The 15,719-nt window shown below is 27.9% G+C and carries 12 protein-coding genes and 1 pseudogene; 2 read left to right on the forward strand and 11 right to left on the reverse strand.

Going from position 1 to position 15,719, the window contains the following annotated elements; all coding sequences use genetic code 11:
• Positions 1–16: 16 nt before the first annotated feature.
• The 9 genes and pseudogenes from BHYOB78_RS02905 to BHYOB78_RS02945 all read right to left on the reverse strand — a co-directional run bounded on the left by BHYOB78_RS02905 (position 17) and on the right by BHYOB78_RS02945 (position 10,718).
• Positions 17–2,851 (reverse strand): hypothetical protein, encoded by a 2,835-nt coding sequence (locus BHYOB78_RS02905; protein WP_020064250.1) that lies wholly within the window; start codon positions 2,849–2,851, stop codon positions 17–19.
• A gap of 45 nt (positions 2,852–2,896) precedes the next feature.
• Positions 2,897–3,319, reverse strand: a complete 423-nt coding sequence (locus tag BHYOB78_RS02910) for a hypothetical protein (RefSeq protein WP_012671873.1) — start codon at positions 3,317–3,319, stop codon at positions 2,897–2,899.
• A 180-nt stretch (positions 3,320–3,499) separates the two neighbouring features.
• A pseudogene (locus BHYOB78_RS13870) lies at positions 3,500–5,166 on the reverse strand (carbon starvation CstA family protein).
• 35 nt (positions 5,167–5,201) lie between these two features.
• Positions 5,202–5,726: a DUF8052 family protein gene (locus BHYOB78_RS02920; protein ID WP_020064249.1), complete on the reverse strand. Its 525-nt coding sequence runs from the start codon at positions 5,724–5,726 to the stop codon at positions 5,202–5,204.
• Between the two features lie 219 nt (positions 5,727–5,945).
• Entirely contained in the window at positions 5,946–6,539 is a 594-nt protein-coding gene (rdgB, locus tag BHYOB78_RS02925) for an RdgB/HAM1 family non-canonical purine NTP pyrophosphatase (RefSeq protein WP_012671876.1), read from the reverse strand.
• Between the two features lies 1 nt (position 6,540).
• A complete protein-coding gene (locus tag BHYOB78_RS02930; RefSeq protein ID WP_012671877.1) occupies positions 6,541–7,014 on the reverse strand; it encodes a GyrI-like domain-containing protein in 474 nt (157 codons plus the stop codon).
• A 155-nt stretch (positions 7,015–7,169) separates the two neighbouring features.
• Entirely contained in the window at positions 7,170–9,149 is a 1,980-nt protein-coding gene (locus BHYOB78_RS02935; protein ID WP_012671878.1) for a TRAP transporter permease, read from the reverse strand.
• On the reverse strand, positions 9,139–9,669 hold the full coding sequence (locus tag BHYOB78_RS02940; RefSeq protein WP_012671879.1) for a DUF1850 domain-containing protein: 531 nt from the start codon (positions 9,667–9,669) through the stop codon (positions 9,139–9,141). The genes BHYOB78_RS02935 and BHYOB78_RS02940 overlap by 11 nt, the downstream gene beginning before the upstream one ends.
• A 92-nt stretch (positions 9,670–9,761) precedes the next feature.
• Complete coding sequence (locus BHYOB78_RS02945) at positions 9,762–10,718, reverse strand: TAXI family TRAP transporter solute-binding subunit (protein ID WP_012671880.1); 957 nt, start codon at positions 10,716–10,718, stop codon at positions 9,762–9,764.
• 529 nt (positions 10,719–11,247) lie between these two features.
• Here BHYOB78_RS02945 and BHYOB78_RS02950 point away from each other — a divergent pair.
• On the forward strand, positions 11,248–12,534 hold the full coding sequence (locus BHYOB78_RS02950; RefSeq protein ID WP_020064248.1) for a hypothetical protein: 1,287 nt from the start codon (positions 11,248–11,250) through the stop codon (positions 12,532–12,534).
• A gap of 12 nt (positions 12,535–12,546) precedes the next feature.
• On the forward strand, positions 12,547–13,464 hold the full coding sequence (locus BHYOB78_RS02955; RefSeq protein ID WP_020064247.1) for a leucine-rich repeat domain-containing protein: 918 nt from the start codon (positions 12,547–12,549) through the stop codon (positions 13,462–13,464).
• A 111-nt stretch (positions 13,465–13,575) separates the two neighbouring features.
• On the opposite strand, the gene BHYOB78_RS02960 is transcribed toward BHYOB78_RS02955, so the two are convergent.
• Together BHYOB78_RS02960 and BHYOB78_RS02965 are read right to left on the reverse strand one after the other, a co-directional pair.
• Positions 13,576–14,325, reverse strand: coding sequence for a leucine-rich repeat protein (locus tag BHYOB78_RS02960; protein ID WP_020064246.1), 750 nt, complete (start codon positions 14,323–14,325; stop codon positions 13,576–13,578).
• Between the two features lie 13 nt (positions 14,326–14,338).
• A complete protein-coding gene (locus BHYOB78_RS02965) occupies positions 14,339–15,592 on the reverse strand; it encodes a hypothetical protein (RefSeq protein WP_020064245.1) in 1,254 nt (417 codons plus the stop codon).
• Positions 15,593–15,719 lie beyond the last annotated feature (127 nt).

The following is a 15,719-nucleotide window of genomic DNA, read 5'->3' on the forward strand; positions in this document are numbered from 1 at the left end:
TATATTAATTTAATTGTTATTCTGTTGTTGCATCTGGTAAGGCAGTGCCATCTGTAGTTGTATTTCCAGCAGCTGTATTATCTGTAACGGTGTCTCCTGTTGTATCGGCAGCTGTATCATCTGTAACAGTATCACCTGCAGTTGTATCATCAGTTACTGCGGTATCATCAGCGGCAGTAGTATCTTCTGTAACTGTAGTATCATCTGTAGTAGTGTCATCAGTGATAGTAGTATCTTCTACAGGTTCTGGTTCTGGAGGAGGCGGAGGTAATTTAAGATTATCAATATCCTCAACTCTTATATTTAAATCCATTCTTCTAATAACTGTTTTGGCAATCTCTGCTTCAACAGGCTCTCCTAAAGAATCAACTAAAGTTATTTCAGGATCTTCATTTCTGTATTGCTTCATTTCAAGTACATATCCTTCAGCATCTCTTGCCACAGTAGTTTTATTTCTTCCGTCATTTTCTATATCTATAGAAACCCCGTCAGCTCTTACTTCATTAACAGTTGATCTTCCATCAGTGTAAGTTTTCGTAGTGGAAGTACTTCCATCTGCTTCTGTTGTTGTAGTTTCTGTGTTTCCTTGTATATCTTTTACTACTACTATACTTGATCCGTTAGGCTTTATAGTTGTTGTTATACTGCTGGAATCTGCTGCAACTACTTCTGTTACAGTACTTGAATCTCTGTTAAGAGTAGTAGTTTCTTTTGAGCCGTCCTGTCTTATTACTCTTTTTATAGTAGTACCATCAGGCATTTTTATTTCGCTTATAGTATCTTCAGCAACTGTATCAGTTATTACTGTACCGTCTACCTTTTTAGTTACTACTGTAAATGATCCGTCTTCATTATAAGTTTTTGTTATAATGCTTCCGTCATCGGATTTAACATTGTATGAGAATGTACCAGCACCTGCTCCTGTTGAATTTCTTTCCTCAACTCTTCCGTCAGGATAAACTATTTTTAAATTGCTTATTCCATTTGTATCTACTGTTGTAGTTCCTATACTTCCGTCTATGTAATTTGCTACTACTACATAACTTCCGTCAGGATTTTCTGTTTTTACTATAACCGCTCCGTCAACTCTTCTTGTCTCAGTTGTAATATTTCCAGAATTATCCTCAGTTCTTTTTACTTCTGTACCGTCTAAGCTTCTTGTATAGAAGAATGCTCCATTATCATCCTTATAGTTTGTTGTAATAGAACCATCGGATCTTTCTACTACAAATGCTTTGTTGCTGTCTAAAGTTTTTCTATTTATAAAAGAACCATCAGGATATAAAGTGTATTCAAAACTATCCCCAGAAGATGTTTTTGTATTGATAGTTTTTGAATTATCTATCATATATGTTTCTACTCTTTTATCTCCGTTTTCAAATAAAGTTTCTATTTCTCTTTTTCCATAAGGATATATAGTATCTGAAACTTCATAATTGTTTGAATACATCTTTGTCTTTTCTATTTTTCCATTTTCATAAACTATTCTTACTCCGTTAGGATATATAGTTTCTCTTTCATAATCGAAATTAGGGAATATATTTTCTGTTGTTATGCTTCCGTCATTATTTGTATTTATCCTATAATTATTTGTAAAAGGCATAAATCTTATTGATGTATCATTACTTCTTATAAGAGATATAACTCTTTCCAAAGATTCTTTCTGATAGTACTCTCCGCCTACATTAGTTAAAAATATTTCATAAGATATAGCGGCATTAGTTATTTCACCAAGTGCCAAGAAAGTATGTCCCATATTAAGATATGCACTGTAGTATAAAGCCCAAGTATTATATGCATCTACTGAAGCTATATTTGTTTTTATTTCTACCATGTTTCCATTGGTATCCATAACATTAGTCATTATAACTATATTTGTTACAATGAATGGATTTTCCTCTGTTATTACATAAGTAGAACCTGTAACTGTAGAATTTGTATTCATAGTTACAGTATTTGAGTCTCCTACTGCTGCTTCATTAGTTACATTGTCTGGAGGGAGTGAGGTTTCTGAAACAGAAGGATCTACTACCTCTAAATTAAAATTAGGATTTGATTCAAATATTACTGTTGTATTTGTAAATTCATAATTATTTGTATATGTATTTGTTATAACTACATTTGTAAATAGTGGAAGTTTTGTAAATGTGTTATCTAATGTATTTTTTATATTTTCATTTGCAATATTAAGATTATTTATTGCATCAGATATTGCATTAGTATCAGATGATAAATTTGTTGATACGGTATTTGTAGTTATGGCTGGAGTTGATATATTAGTTGATATAAATTCATTTGTTAATGTTTCATTTGATCCTATAGACATATTAGTCATAGATTCATTAGAAGCAGTATTGTCAACTTCAAATATAAATATTGTATTTGTTACTACATTTTGTGAAACCGTATAATTAGTTAATACTTCATGATTTAATTTAGTTGTATATGGTGAATGAAGTCTTTCTATGGATCTGTTATACCAAAGCAAAGCATCTTCATAATTTTTTAATTGATAGTATGAGTTTGCTATATTATTACAATATGAATATGAATCATTGATATCAAATGCTAATTTATAATAATTTATAGCATTTTCATATTGTTTATCTTGGAAATAGCATGCTCCTATATAATAATAAAGCATATCATTTGTTGATAATGGTCTTCTTTTCAAATATAAAAGAAATGCTTCTCTTGCAAAATTATATTTTTTTTGGAAGAAAAGTTTTTCTGCATTATAAAATTCTCTGTCAATATTTCTTTCATCATTTGGAGCAGCATTCTGTGCCAATAACATAGATGATAATGATATGAAAATAGATATTATAATTATTGAAAGAATTTTTTTCATAATGATATGATCCTCTTTATCTTTTAAGGATAATATTTAAAACTATCAATTTTTTATATAGTCAAAATAATGATTAAATAGTGAATAAAGTATATATTCACTGTATCCTCTTACCTTTTTATCTTTATCTAAAACATCATTTAAAAATTCAAAAGTTTGTTCATTTGGATTTTCTACGTAATAAATCCTCTCTTTAGATATGGAATTACTTTCATTTTTTATCATTTTTATGATTGAAAGTTCTTTTAATCTATCTTTTTTATCTTCTCTGCTTGCCTGATATGAGAATAGACGTTTTACTAAGTTTTCAAATACTATTTTATTATACATAACGGCTCTTCTTACATCTGTATCAACACTTCCGTCATAATTATTGATTTCACTATCAAATATTGCTATAGATATTGCAGATTTAATATCAGCAAATACTGCTTTTTCTTCTTTTAATTTAAATTTTTTACTAGACATAATATTAGAAAATATTCACCTTTGTTTAAAATATGAGTCATATTGAATATCGACAAAGTTAAAAATTTAATTAGATTAAAAATTTAATTTAGATAATAGTTATAGTATCAAAATATAGTAAAATAAAAAACCCCTTCCATAAAATAATTATGGAAGGGGGAAATTCTATATTAAATAAAATTATTTGTTTTTAATAGGATCATTAGGGTTGGAAGCAGTTTCTTTAGACAATCCGCGAGCCCATTGACCAGTGATGAATAATTCAACAACAGCCAATATGATCATAACAGCAGCTATAGCAGCTAATACATAACCATCAAAAGTAGCTTTCATAATGTTAGTATAAACAACTAAAGCTAAAGCTGAAAGAGTAACTGCGAACATGAAAGTCAAAGGAATGATATTTTCCCAAGAAGTTCTTTTCTGACGATTTTTTATCCAAGCAGCAACTGCTAATAATGATAAACCAGCTAATAATTGGTTAGCACTTCCGAATATAGGCCAAATTCTAGCATAACCGTAAAGAGTAAATCCTAAAGAGAATAGAACTGTAATACCAGTAGCTATATAAGGATTAGTTAAGAAAGTTTTATGTACTCTTCCGTCAGCACCAGTATATTCACCTAATTCCTGTATTAAGTATCTTCCTATACGAGTAGCACTGTCTAAAGAAGTTAAAGCAAAAGAAGCAAATGCTAAAGTAACGAAAGTTTTACCCATACTTAGAGGAACTCCGAAAGAAGTCATGAAAGTAGCAACACCAGTAGCGAATCTAGCAGCAGGAGTACCTTCACCGTTACCAGCAACAGCTGAAACACTCATTAAAGCTACTATAGCAACTATACCTTCAATAAGCATAGCGCCGTATCCTACTAATTTTGCATCTTTTTCACTGTTAAGCTGTTTAGCACTAGTACCAGAGCTAACAAGAGCATGGAAACCAGATATAGCACCGCAAGCAACAGTAATGAAAAGTATTGGGAATAAATAGTTACCTTCACTAGGCATAAAGCTAGTAAATGCAGGAGTTTGTACAGCAGGTCTCATTATAACCAAACCTACAACACCGCCTACAACCATAGCATAAAGCAAGAATGAAGACAAATAGTCTCTAGGCTGTAACAATATCCAAACAGGCATTAAAGAAGCTAATATTTGTAAATAACTAATATTATTTGCCAATGTACTTTTTCCAAAGTTAAGAATGGGAATTTATCAGAAATGAAAATAATAGCAGCTAATAATACTACTCCCACAATTGTAGAAACAGCAACGCTAGCACCTCTTCTATATACTAAAAATCCAAATAATAAAGCTAAAACGATAAATAACATACTAGCAGTACCTGCAGCAGCAGATTCTCTGTAGTTGTCAACGTTTACTGCAAAAGTACCAGCAGTAATATCTAGGAATGCAGCTACTACTAAACAAATAGTAATAAATGCATAAAGAGTAAACATTATTTTACCTTTTTGGCTAACATTATGTCTTATAACTTCACCAATAGATTTACCTTCATGTCTTAAAGAAGCAACTAATGAACCGTAATCATGTACTCCTCCAAAGAATACACATCCGAATATTATCCATAGATATACTGGGAGCCATCCGAACATAGTAGCAATAATCGGACCAGTGATAGGACCGGCACCGGCTATTGAAGAGAAGTGGTGTCCCAATAGAACTTTGGCATCAGTAGGTACATAGTCTTTACCGTCATTAAGAGTATGAGCAGGTGTTTTTTTGCCAGGGTCGATACCCCATTTCTTTGCTAAATATGAACCATAAGTAATATAGGCTACAAAAAATATGATCATACCTAACAATAGAAGAATGAAAGCATTCATTTTTTATCTCCTTTTTTTTTATTTTTTATAACTTCCTAAAAATCCGAAAGAAGAAGTTTTAATTCTTTCTTACGCATTTTAGGTAGATATACATTTTTATCTGTCATAGACACTATAGCATATTGTGTTTCTGACCATCCATGAAATAATAACTTGTAATTAACCTTATAAAAGAATTTTTTTGTTATTTTTTCCCATTCTTTATCTAAAGGGCTTTCTGTTACTAATATACCTGTTATTAAACTTCTTTTATGAAATTTATTAGGATTTGATAGTATAGGTGTTAATCTAATAAGCATATCTTGGAAATTTTCTATATCTTCTTTCTTTAATTCTTTAATAAATCTCAAAAGCATATGCTCAAATACAGAATAACCTTCATAAACTGTAGATTTAGTTATAAACGACTTGAAAAAATCGTTTCTGTGAAAGGCATAAAGATCAAAATATTCATCTTCTTTTGTAATTTCATACTCTAAATCAAAATGTCTCATGAGCTTTTCTGAAACATTGAATATGTATTTTTTTACATTCTCATTATCGATGTGAAGTTTAGCCATTTTTCCTCTCCATGCTATATATTATATAAAGTTTTTTTTCATTGTCAAGTTACTATACATACTAAATAGTAATTGTTATTATTTAAAAATATTTTTATTGTTTATATAAAACATATTAATCATATAATTATTATATATTGTTTGTCTTTATAATTTTAGTTATATAAGTATTATATTTACTAATATATATATAAAATTATATAATATATTTCTCATTAATTAATAATTTGAAATGCATGATAAAATATCTTTCATTTTATTCATAGCTAATGCTCTATGACTCATAGAATTTTTTTCTTCTAAACTCATTTCAGCATATGTAACATTATATCCGTCAGGCTGAAATATAGGGTCATACCCGAAACCATCAAAACCTCTTGGATTTTCTATTATTTTACCATTAACTCTTCCTTCAACTGCTATATAATAATTATCATCCAATACGCAAACAGCAGAAGTTATAAAATATGCAGTTCTATCTTTTTTATCCTTTAATTCATCTAAAAGCATCTGCATTTTTTCTTTATATCCCAAATTTTCTCCGCCGTATCTAGCTGAATATATTCCTGGTTTTCCTCCAAGAGCATTAACGCATAGTCCTGAATCATCTGCCAAAGATGGTAATTTAGTATGATTATATACTGTTTTTGCTTTTATAAGAGAATTTTCTATGAATGTGCTGCCGTCTTCTATTATTTCACCTATATCTGAAGGCATTGATAATATTTCTTTTATAACAGTTCCTTTAAATAGCGATTCTATTTCTTTTAATTTATGTTTATTTGCTGTTGCTATTACTAATTTTTCAAGCATATTAATTTCCTTTTATATTAAAAAATAGATAAAAATCTTTGCTGTTAGGTATATAATATTCCATAACATTTCCTATTATTGTATAGCCATTTTTAGGAGCATAATTTTCAACTACATTTGTAAATACTTTGCTGTAATTTTCTATATTACATTTAACTTTTATAAATTTACCTCCTTTTATATTCCATTTTGTCCAACCTTCAGGGGCAGAAGAGTTTTCTTTCACTTCTACACCTGCCATATATTTACCTCTTTCTCCCCAAGGAGCAAATGTTTCATTTATATCATTCATAATTCCCCATATACCTGACAAATTATTATTTTCATCAACCTTTACCAAATTTATAATTTCTTTAACATTTTTATTAAATTCCTGCCATAAAGGTAATACCCATTTAGAATGTTTTTCGCTTTCTCCTTCAGCTACTTTTCCTATAACTTCAAAATCTTCTTTTTCTACTATTTCTATATCCATAAAGTTATGTCTCCTAATTAATTGAAAAATATAATAACATATTTTTACATAGTAGTAAATATTATATATATGAATAAGTTTATTAAATCAATATACAAAAATGAGGAAGCCTTTATAATATTAAAAGCTTCCTCATCATTATTTTTTTAATTATTTTAAGCAGCTGCAGTATTCATTTTATTTTTATTTCTTGTTGCTATTTGTACAATAACTAATATTGCTATAATAGCTATTCCTATAATATCAGAATAAAATTCAGGATATATAGATAATAAACCTGCTACAATGAATAATATTCTTTCATAAGGTTTGCATTTTCTAAATACATATCCTTCTAGTCCTGCGGATACTCCAAACATACCTATAAGAGAAGTTATAAGTATAGGTATAACATCGGCAATGGTAGTATTTATCATCAATATATCCGGATTGAATATAAACATATAAGGAATGATAAAAGCACCAATAGAAAGTTTTGTTGCCTCAATACCTGTTTTAAGAGGATCTGATTTAGCAATAGCAGCACCAGCCATAGCAGCCAAAGCAACAGGAGGAGTAACGTCAGCTATAATTCCAAAGTAGAATACAAACATATGAGCAGCTAAAGGTTCATAACCTAAACCTATTATTGCACTTGCAGCTATTGTAGAAGTTATAAGATAATTTGCTGTAGTAGGAACTCCCATACCAAGTATGATAGAACTTATCATTGTTAAGAACAATAATAATAGAGGTATTCCTCCTGATATAGATATTAAACCAGCACCTATTTTTAAACCTAAACCTGTTAAAGTTATAACACCTATAATAACTCCAGCCATAGCACAAGCAACAGCAACACTAATTATATTTCTAGCAGCATTAACGAATACATCTATTAAATCATTAAATCCGAAGCTTACTTTTCTTTTCATTATTATGTCAACTATTGAGTTTACAATAGCAACTAAACCAGCAGCAATTATACCCATTAAACCGGCATAAATAGCAGTTTTTCCAAGTACAAAGAAATATATTATTGTAGCAAGAGGTATAACTAAGTAACCTTTTTTCATCAAAAGTTCTCCTATTTTAGGAAGAGAATCTCTTGATAAACCTTTAAGACCTGTTTTTTTAGCTTCCAAATGCACCATTATGAATATACCTGTAAAGTAAAGTATAGCTGGAATAATAGCAGCTTTAGCAACTTCCATATAAGGAATTCCCAAACTTTCAGCCATTAAGAATGAAGCAGCACCCATTATAGGAGGCATTAACTGTCCTCCTGTAGAAGCTGAAGCCTCAACAGCACCAGCAAATTCAGGTCTGTAACCTAAAGATTTCATCATAGGTATTGTGAAGCTTCCTGTACCTACAGTATTTGAAACTGAACTTCCTGATACTGTACCAAACATAGCACTTGTAAGTACTGCTACTTTAGCAGGACCTCCGTCAAATCCTCCTGCTATAGCATTACATATATCTATAAAAAACTGACCTATTCCTGTTTTATCGAGCAATGCTCCAAAAAATATGAATAAAAATATAAATGTAGCTGAAGCACCTATAGGAGTACCCATTATTCCTTCAGTATTATAAAATAAATGTGATACTAATCTTTGAAGTGAATAACCTCTATGATTCAAAAAACCAGGTGCATAAGCTCCAAATAATGCATATATAATAAAAATTATTGATATTACAAGTATTGGAAGTCCTACTATTCTTCTGCAAGCTTCAAATACAAGGAGTATTCCTATTATTCCTATAATAATATCAGTTGTTGTATATATACCAGCTCTTCTTACTATTGTTTCAAAATTAATTGTAATATAACTCCAAGAACCAGCACCAATTATAGCAAATATTACATCATACCAAGGTAGTTTATCTTTAGGCATGTCTTTTTTCATAGGGAAAAGCAAGTAAGCAAGAAGTATAACAAATGCTAAATGTGTAGCCCTTACAACCTGGGCTGTAATTTTTCCTGAAAGTATTGAATATAATTGAAATAAACAAAATACAACAGATATAACAATTATTAAATATTTTTTCCAATCAGAATATTTTCTATATCTTGATTCACTATCATATTTGCTCATATAACTATCAATTTCTTCAACTGTTGGAATGTGAATATCATTTCTATGTTTCATTGTTCCCCCTTAATATTTTATTATTTATTATATTTATTATAATTGTAAATAATGACACCCTTTTATATTGTATTTTTATATTTACTTGAGGTTCGAATAGAGTATTTAATTTTATTTCTTTTCCGTTTCCGCCAAGTTCTATTCTATGGTCAGCTACAATTCCGACAAATAAATATAAATCTTTTATTTGTTTTTTAATATTATTTATTTCTATATAATCATCTGTAATAATTATGTTTTCATCATTTTGAGGATCCGACATACCTGCTCCATAAGATACAAATCTTGTCTTATCCAATACAATATCATTATTAGTATTTATAATATAATAATCTCTAATTCTTCCCTTATTTACAGAATGGGTATATGAAATTAAAAATTCTTTTTTATTAATATTAAATATGAAATTAACTTTATTATTTTTAACACTATTTAATACAAGTCTTGGAAATAGAGGTATAAATAATAAAGCAATAATTACTACAATGACAGATATACATATAATAACTTTTTTTAACATATATATTTTTTAGAATAATCAATTATTGACGTATTCATTATTATCTTTATACATCGATAATAACGAATACATCTTAAAGTGTATATTTGTAATTATTGTATATTATATCCTAATTCTTTATAATATTTTAAAGCACCTGGATGGAAAGGTACTGATATGCCTTTATAAGCATCATCAATATTTAATTCTTCACCTTTAGCATGAGCAGTTGCTAAATCAGTTTTTTTATCAAATAAAGTTTTTATTAGATTGTAAACAACATCTTCAGGTATATTGTTATTAACTGCGATAGTTGCTTTTACTGCTATTGCTGTAGTATCTGTAGTAACATTATTATATGTATTAGCAGGTATTGTAACTTCTGTATAATATTTATATTTATTTAAGATATCATCTACCTGAACTTTGTCTAAAGATACTAAAACGATATCGCTTGATAAAGATAATTCTTGTAAAGCTGCATTAGGTATTCCTGCAACTATGAAACAAGCATCTAAAGTACCGTTTTGAAGTCCGTCGCTTGATTCTTTAAATGAAAGATTTGATTTGTTTATATCATTAAAAGTCAATCCATAAGCTTCTAATATTTGTTTAGCATTGAATTCTGTACCGCTTCCAGCATCTCCAACTGATACTCTTTTTCCTTTCATATCAGCAATTGTTGTGATGCCGCTTGCTTTTGTAGCTGCTATTTGCACTATTTCTGGATATAATGTAAGAATAGCAGAGAAGTTTGATAATACTTCACCGTCAAATATATCAGTACCGTTATAGGCATAGTCCATAACATCGTTTTGTACGAATGCTAAATCAGCTTCATGTCTGTTAAGAAGTCTTAAGTTTTCAGCAGAAGCTCCTGTTGATTGAGCAGTAACATTCATTCCTTCTATATTAGCATTCCATATACTAGCTATACTTCCGCCGAATGAATAGTATGTACCGCTTGTTCCGCCTGTAGCAAAAATGTAGTTGAGATTGTTGCTTTTTTGGCATCCAATCATTAATATTAATGATAGAATGGCACTAATAGTGATAAAAACATTTCTCATAATAATAATACTCCTTGTAAAATTTACTAATATAATACACTTTATGATATTAAAAGTCAATATTTATTATTCATATCTTTTTCATATATTTGTTAATTATTATATTATAATATATTCAATATTGAATTATCATTTATAACATATTTATAATATGTGTATCATTTTATTTTTTATATTAGTTAAAACTTTTTAGAATATTGTGAAGATTACATATATATGAAATATAATATTAAATCATATTTTATAATCAAAACTCTAATATCAAAACATCATATATAATTATGATTGTATGTTTATTTAAATATGCTTAGTAATTACAAGAATATATTTTTTAATAAATGCAGCAAAAGAATAAAATATAACATGCTATATATTAATAAAAATACAAATCGTAAATCTAAACAATATTATGTTTATTTAATATTTATAAATATAATTTTTTTAATATTTAATTAATAATATTAGTTATTATAACTAAAAGCTTGACAAACAATACTTTTTTTATAGATTTATTAACGAGGTTTTATTTATGATTAATACTATTTTTTCTCGTAGGAATATTATACTAGTTGCAGTATTGTTGTATCTCTGTTTATATAAAAATTTATATTCTCAAAATAATCCTGCTAAACCGACATTTCAAGAATTTATGCAAAAATATTCTCAGTTTGATGAATATATAGAAAATGATATTGATTTTTTATCAAAACTTCCATCAATACAAAGACTTTGGAATAATACATACAAGTATATAGAAAGTCTTGGTTCTAGTAATTGGCTTGCTATAATGAAGGATCCTTCTAAAATATACAGATATACAGATAATAATGATGTTGCTTTTCTTTTGGGAGCTTCAAGTGGTTTGGCATATCTTTATGAAGGCAGTTTTGATAAGATGGATTCCATAATGTCTAAATTAAAAAGAAAAATAAATATAAATGTTACATCTGGAGACAATTATGGTATTATAATCCCTCTGCATTATCCTCTTGGAACTATAGGACTTAGTACATATGTTAATTTTCAATTGCCTGATGAAAAAAATGATGGAATTGGGTATTGGCATGATATGCTTAATGCTATTGATCATATACCAATACCATACATACAATTATCAACACAAATAAATTGCTGGACAGCTCCAATGTCAATAGGTCTTAGATTTGCATTTGCTCCTGGATTTAGAGAATTATACAGACCATTTATAGAGGATATTGAAGTAGATTCAATTGCATACCATGCTGGGTTAGATTTGAAATTTTTTGTTTATAGGGATAAATACTTTTTTGTAGATACTCGTGCGGATTTTAATTTTGACATAGGTGAAATTAATTTAAATATAAAAAATAAAAAATTCTTTTTTGAAGTTCCTATAGAGAATGCAGTTAATAGTGGTGTTTTGTTTAATTCGAGTACATACATGGGTGGTAAATGGACGTCTTTTTCATTAACTCCAAAAATAGTAGGCGGATTTAAATTTAAAGAAAAAGTACCTTATATAGATTATTTTGCTATATATGGTATATTAGGTGTTGATTTAATATATGGTTTTTATCAGGGAGGATATAATATAAACGTAGGAGATATGTATTTAATATCACCAAATAATAAAAATGATCCGAATTATGTTATTAAAACTTCTCATCAAGATCAGGATTCAAGCAGCGGACAATATTTTGCATATGATATAAGGTTGGGATTAAATATTGATATTTTTTATCAGTCATTATCTATTGAATATGCTTTTTTATCAAAAAGTTTTTCGATAATGTTTATGCCTTTTGTGTATAGATTTGCATCTGAGCCGAAAATATAGGAGTATGATTATATGAATAGATATTTAGTAATATTATTGATTATTACATTAACTACCTCATGCAAGATTAAATTTTTGAAACCTGATTTAATAACTAGTGATCCAAATTCACACTATATTACAGGAGATTATATTAATTTATCTAAAGTGCAATTAACTGATCAAATGATGGATGAATATTTAAATAATGGAAATGGATATATGTTATGTTTCAGTGGTACTTTAACAACTCAAAGTATGGATATTATAAAAGATTATATAAGAAAATCTAATAAATACATTTATCTAGATTTAAAAAACTGTACAGGAATTACTTCAATGAGAGATGGTAATTTTGCTAATTTAGAGTATTTAGCAGGAATAAAGCTTCCTCATGATGTAAATAATATGGGAAAGAGAATTTTTGAAAATTGCAGAAATCTTACAAATGTAATGCTTCCTCTTTCTTTGGTTGGAATAGGAGACTATTCTTTTCAAAATACTGATAAATTGAAAGAAATGCATATACCTGATACTATAGCATATATGTATCAATATGCATTTAAAAATTGCAGTTTAGAAATTTTTGTAATGCCTGATAATCTTAAGAGATTAGGAGTTGAAGGTTTGATGGGAGCTAAAGACTTAAAAATAATAGTTGTAAATCAAGTTTTTGAATGGTTTAGAGCTAGATCATTAGTAGATACTCCTAATTTAGAAACTATTATATATTATGGTACTAAACTTAGTACAGTTCAATTTGAGGGTAATTCTGTTTTTTCAGGAAAGCCACAAAAGGAAATAACATTATATTTGCCTAATGTAGAAAGAGGAGAGGAAGATTTTAGCAGATGGGGCGGATATGGTTGGAAAGATGTAAAGTATCAAGGTGAATTTAATATTAATGAATTATTAGGAGATTATAATTTATCTGCTTATAAGTCATTATAAAATACATATAATATAAATGAATTTTAAACAAACAGTATATTTTTTATAAGTAAAATACCGTTTGTTTAAAATTTTATTAATTATATGATTATGATAAAGTAAATATATAAATTATTCTAGAACTTCTATTATATCTTCAATACTGAATTGTCCTTTATAATAAACTTTTTTCCAAGTATATCTAGCCCAATTTGTAGTAGTATATTTTTTTCCTCCTGATATAATTTCTTTATATCCGTCAAAATTTCCCAAATATAATGTCATTTGTTTTTGATCTATTCCTTTCCAAGCATCTCCATTATTAGCACCTGTAAAATCTAATCTTGTACCATAATACACAACATGCTTAAGATTTTTTACACCAGCAAGCATACTAGGATACATAGTTTTAAAATTAGTACCTAAAACTATAGCTTCAAGAGATGTGCAATTATCAAAAGCATTATCTCCTATAGCCTCCATATCAGCTGGAAAATAAACACCTGTAAGATTTTTTACATTCATAAAACTTTCATTAGGCCATTTCTTTCCATTTCCTTCAAAAATAACATTTTCTGCATACAAAAATACATGCTTATCAGGCTGCTTTCTTAGGCATTCTGCTATACTCAATATTGTAGTTTTATCTATAATTCCTCTAATTCCTAATCTGCTTCCTCCGCTTCTATCTATAGCATCGTATATTACAGGGCATTGAAAAGTTCCTCCTCCGCTAGTATATGGTAAATGAATTTGGTATACAAAAAAATTGATTTTATTTGCTTCTTCTAATGCATTATCAGGACTTAAATATTGAATATTACAAGATATAATAAAAATTAAAATAATAGTTATAAGAATAATAAAACTTTTTATTTTCATAAATTAGACTCCTTTATAATTTTGGTTCTCCAGCAAATCTATACACAAATGGTACAAACATAACTGAAAAACTTTTTGAAAATATAGCATATTCAAATGATAAAGATTGGTAAAATATATCAATAGTTGCACCAACTCTTATATCATAACTGAAATAATTATCTTTTATTGATATTTTAGGCATACTTGTATTAAATTCATAAGTTTGATTATTAATATTTTCTGTAACAGTATTTATACCAAATTCAGAATCAGAATCTACAAAACTATATACTAAATCAACTCCAATAAATCCGTATATTGCAAAATAATCTATATATGGAACTTTATCTCTTAATTTTAATCCTCCAACTAATTTTGGAGTTAAAGCAAAACTTATCCATTTACTTTTTATGTCGGCTGATGTTCCAAAGTATGCTCCTGTATATGTGCTGTTTGCGGAATTATGCATCTGAAATACATACCTATCATTCATAAAAGCCATATTGAATTTTCCATAATCAAAATTGAAATCTGCTCTGGCATCAACAAAAAAATATTTATCTCTATAAATATAGAATTTTAAGTCCATACCGCCATGTAATCCGAATGTTTCTATTTTTGTATCTTTAACAAAAAGATTATAAAATTCGCTGTAACCTGGCATAAATGCAAATCTTAATCCTATGGACATAGGAGCTGTCCAGCAATTAATAGAACCAAAAACTTCAATATATGGAAATGGCACTTTATCTATAGAATTTATTAGTCTTGCAAAATCATTATCATAACTTAATGAAGATTTTGTATCTTCAAGCTGAAAATTTAAGTATGCTCCAATACCTACAGTACCTAATGGAAAATGTAAAGGAATTATTAATCCATAATTATCTCCTGAAGCAGCATTAAACTGTATTTTTCTTTTAATTTTCTGTTCTATTGCATATCCAACTGACATATTAAAATTATAAATATCATATAAAAATTCGATACTTGACATCAAAAGTATTGTATTAGGAGATTCAGGATATTTTTCTATTAATTTTGGATTGTTAAGTACATCTTTCCAAAATTGCGGATTTATATCTTCTATAAAGTTTTTGGCATTATTAAAAAAATTTATTATATATTCGTTATTAGAAATATAATCGATATAGCCTTGATTATATTTATTATTCATTTGAAAATATTTGGTTATAAATTGATTATATTCACTATTTATATTTTGTGAAAATACATAAGCACAATGTAAACCAAACAATATACAGATACGTAAAAAATATTTCATAAATAATCCTAATTGCTTTTATTATAGTAAAATTATTTTCTAAAATCAACATTAAAATAATAAAATGAGAATTTTATATAAAAGTATTCATTTTTATTAAAAATAAAAAATATTTTAACGATAAAAA

It is taken from the genome of Brachyspira hyodysenteriae ATCC 27164 (assembly GCF_001676785.2).
Lineage (GTDB): Bacteria > Spirochaetota > Brachyspiria > Brachyspirales > Brachyspiraceae > Brachyspira > Brachyspira hyodysenteriae.

Coding starts and splice junctions, on each gene's coding strand:
- BHYOB78_RS02960 (WP_020064246.1), bottom strand. CDS start 14,325: ATGAAAATAAAAAGTTTTATTATTCTTATAACTATTATTTTAATTTTT.
- BHYOB78_RS02955 (WP_020064247.1), top strand. CDS start 12,547: ATGAATAGATATTTAGTAATATTATTGATTATTACATTAACTACCTCA.
- BHYOB78_RS02910 (WP_012671873.1), bottom strand. CDS start 3,319: ATGTCTAGTAAAAAATTTAAATTAAAAGAAGAAAAAGCAGTATTTGCT.
- BHYOB78_RS02905 (WP_020064250.1), bottom strand. CDS start 2,851: ATGAAAAAAATTCTTTCAATAATTATAATATCTATTTTCATATCATTA.
- BHYOB78_RS02935 (WP_012671878.1), bottom strand. CDS start 9,149: ATGAAACATAGAAATGATATTCACATTCCAACAGTTGAAGAAATTGAT.
- BHYOB78_RS02940 (WP_012671879.1), bottom strand. CDS start 9,669: ATGTTAAAAAAAGTTATTATATGTATATCTGTCATTGTAGTAATTATT.
- BHYOB78_RS02920 (WP_020064249.1), bottom strand. CDS start 5,726: ATGGCTAAACTTCACATCGATAATGAGAATGTAAAAAAATACATATTC.
- rdgB (WP_012671876.1), bottom strand. CDS start 6,539: ATGCTTGAAAAATTAGTAATAGCAACAGCAAATAAACATAAATTAAAA.
- BHYOB78_RS02965 (WP_020064245.1), bottom strand. CDS start 15,592: ATGAAATATTTTTTACGTATCTGTATATTGTTTGGTTTACATTGTGCT.
- BHYOB78_RS02950 (WP_020064248.1), top strand. CDS start 11,248: ATGATTAATACTATTTTTTCTCGTAGGAATATTATACTAGTTGCAGTA.
- BHYOB78_RS02930 (WP_012671877.1), bottom strand. CDS start 7,014: ATGGATATAGAAATAGTAGAAAAAGAAGATTTTGAAGTTATAGGAAAA.
- BHYOB78_RS02945 (WP_012671880.1), bottom strand. CDS start 10,718: ATGAGAAATGTTTTTATCACTATTAGTGCCATTCTATCATTAATATTA.